Here is a 3,026-nt window from a genome sequence, read left to right on the forward strand (position 1 = left end):
CGGCAAGCTGTCGGCGTTGCTGCAGGCCATCGCCGCAGGCGACCTCACCGCGCGCATGGACGGCGAGTTCCACGGCGTATTCGCCACCATGCGCGACGACGCCAACGCCACCGCCGACCAGTTGACCGGCATCGTCGGCCGCATCCAGACCGCGGCGGTCAGCATCAACGCCGCTGCCACCGAAATCGCCGCCGGCAACGACGACCTGTCGCGTCGCACCGAGCAGCAGGCGGCGAGCCTGGAAGAAACCGCTGCGTCGATGGAGGAGCTGACCTCCACCGTCAAGCAGAATGCCGAGCACGCGCGCCAGGCCAACCAGTTGGCAGTGGGCGCCGCCTCGGTCGCCTCGCAGGGCGGCGCGGTGGTCGGCCAGGTCGTCGAGACCATGAGCGGCATCGAGGCGTCCTCCAAGAAGATCGCCGACATCATCTCGGTGATCGACGGGATCGCCTTCCAGACCAACATCCTGGCGCTCAACGCGGCGGTGGAAGCGGCCCGTGCCGGCGAACAGGGCCGCGGTTTCGCGGTGGTCGCCAGCGAAGTGCGCACCCTCGCCCAGCGCTCGGCCAACGCCGCCAAGGAGATCAAGACGCTGATCGACGACTCGGTCGGCCGTGTCGCCACCGGCTCGGCGCTGGTCGATCAGGCCGGCCGCACCATGAGCGAGATCGTGGCCTCGGTGCAGCGTGTCACCGACATCATGAGCGAGATCTCGGCGGCCTCGCAGGAGCAGTCCGCCGGCATCGAGCAGGTCAACCAGACCGTCACCCAGATGGACGAGACCACTCAGCAGAATGCCGCGCTGGTCGAAGAAGCCACCGCCGCCGCGCGTTCGATGGAAGAACAGGCGGTGCAGCTCAGCGATGCAGTCGCGCTGTTCAAGATCGACCGTGTCGCCACGATCGCGCCGCCGGCCGCGGTCCGCGCGGTACCGGCGAAGCCGGCGGCGCGGGTTGCGAGCAAGGCCGGCGCGGCGCCGCAACCGGCGGCACGCCGTCCGGTCGTGGCCGCCGCCAGCAACGGCGACGCCTGGCGGGAGTTCTGAGGCCACGGTGGCCAGGCGCACACGGCCTGGCCACCTCGCCTGCACCAGCGGCACATTCCGCCATCCCCTGCCTGATCGAACGCCGGCTGTCCCGACGCGCGCTCGACACGCGCCGCCATCGGCCATCGCCCTGCGCCTCCTCGCCACCATCGCGTGCCTGCCACGGCGCGCCAGCGCCCGACTGCCCCTGCCTCGCCCGACCTCGATGCCAGCCCGGCACGGCCGGATCACGCCCACTGCAGGCGACACCAGCGACGGCGGCGCGGCACGTCCATCGGCGAATGGACCGAGCGAGGACATGCCAACACGCGCCGGTCACCGCGGTTCCCGCAGCCTCCTCGGCAGGCCTGCACATCCCGGAATCGTGCGGCCGTTCGCAGATCGCGCAGCTCCTGCATCGGCGCTGCATCCGCAGCGCGCCGCAGCGCGTATGTCCTGCCCACTCCTTTTCTCACATGGGCGCCACAACCCTGATGGCCGCGTAACTCCGCCAAGATCACAGATTCAATCTTTGTCTCAAGCCGCCGCTAAAGATCTGCCCGATTCGGCCGAGTGCTGGCGATCCCCTCGCATGCACGCGTCTTCGCCCGGCGAAGTTCGATCGCTGTCCGCCCCCTACATTCCCATCGCATGCGCTTGCTCGCGAGCGCATGCCTTCTTTCGCTTTCCCCCAGAGACCCGCGCAATGACGTCGCACTCCGCGAACCACGCCGCTCCGCCCGCCTCCGACCGCCGCTCGCGTTTGCGGGTCTGGCACGACCTCCCCATTGCGCGCAAGCTCAGCCTGATCGGCGTGCTGGCCTTGATCGGGCTGGCCATTCCCCTGCTGCTGTACACCCGCACCCTCAGCGACGGCGTGGAGGTCAGCCGCGCCGAGCTGCGCAGCTACGCGCCATTGCGCGAGATGCTGCGGCTGCTGGCGGCCCTGCAGGAAGAACAGGTCGGCGCCGTCGCCGACACGGCGCAGGCGCGCGACACCGCGGACCGGGCGCTGCGCGAACTGCAGCGGACCGTGCCGGCCCTGCCCGGCTTCGAGCGCAGCACGGCGGCGCTGGCGCAATTGCAGCGGACCCTGCAGACCAGGCGCAGCGACTTCGCGGCGGTCGCCGACCAGGCCGACGACGCGCTGGACGCCCTGCGCGACGACAGCCAGCTGGTCTATACGCCTTACGTGGAAAGCTACCACCTGGTGGTCAGCAGCCTGATCTACGCCCCGGTGACCAGCCAGACCCTGACCCGGCTGGACGCGATGCGCGACCCCTCGCAGGCCGGCGCCGACACCCCGGTCCTGCGCGCGCAGATCGCCGAACTGGCCCGCGATCAGGGCCGCCTGCGGCATGAGCTGAAGAAGGCGTTGGGCCTGCTCGAACAGCCGGATCCGGCCCTGTCGCAGTCGGTCGCCGCCGAAGCCGCCGTCGCCGATCGCGCCCTGCCGCAACTGGCGCAGGCCCTGGACGGCGGCAGCGCCGATGCCGATCAGCGCTGGAACGCGGCCCTGCATGGCTGGGACGAGGCCTTGCACGGGCTGAGCGCCACCGCGTTGCAGGCGCTGCAGCGCCAGTCGCAGCGTCATCTGGACGCCTCGCTGCAGGCGATGTGGACCGCGGTGGCCGGGCTCGGCGTGCTGATGCTGCTGATCGCGGCGATCTGCGCGCACACCCTGATCACCCTGACCCGCAACGTGCGCCGCGCCGCCGGCGTTGCCGCCAACATCGCCGAGGGCCGCCTCGACGCCCGCATCGTGGTGCCCAGCCGCGACGAAAGCGGTCGGCTGCTGGCCGACATGCAACGCATGCAGCAGCAGCTGCGCGAGGTGCTGGCCGCGCAGACCGAGATGGCGCGGCGCCACGATGGGGGCCAGACCAGCTATCGCATGGACGAGAGCAGCTTCCCCGGCGACTACGGGCGCATGGTCCGCGACAGCAATGCCCTGGCCGCCGCGCACATCGCGGTGACCGAGCGCCTGGCGCAGATCATGGGC

2 protein-coding genes are annotated in these 3,026 nt (G+C 70.9%); both read left to right on the forward strand.

Annotation, left to right across the window (positions count from 1 at the left end; genetic code table 11):
- Positions 1-1,045, forward strand: a 1,045-nt coding sequence (locus D183_RS0120020; RefSeq protein ID WP_017910567.1) for a methyl-accepting chemotaxis protein, incomplete at its 5' end; no start/stop codon positions are given.
- 685 nt (positions 1,046-1,730) lie between these two features.
- Positions 1,731-3,026, forward strand: a 1,296-nt coding sequence (locus tag D183_RS25405) for a HAMP domain-containing protein (protein WP_017910568.1), incomplete at its 3' end; no start/stop codon positions are given.

This window comes from Xanthomonas sp. SHU 199, assembly GCF_000364665.1.
GTDB classification, from domain to species: Bacteria; Pseudomonadota; Gammaproteobacteria; order Xanthomonadales; family Xanthomonadaceae; genus Xanthomonas_A; species Xanthomonas_A sontii.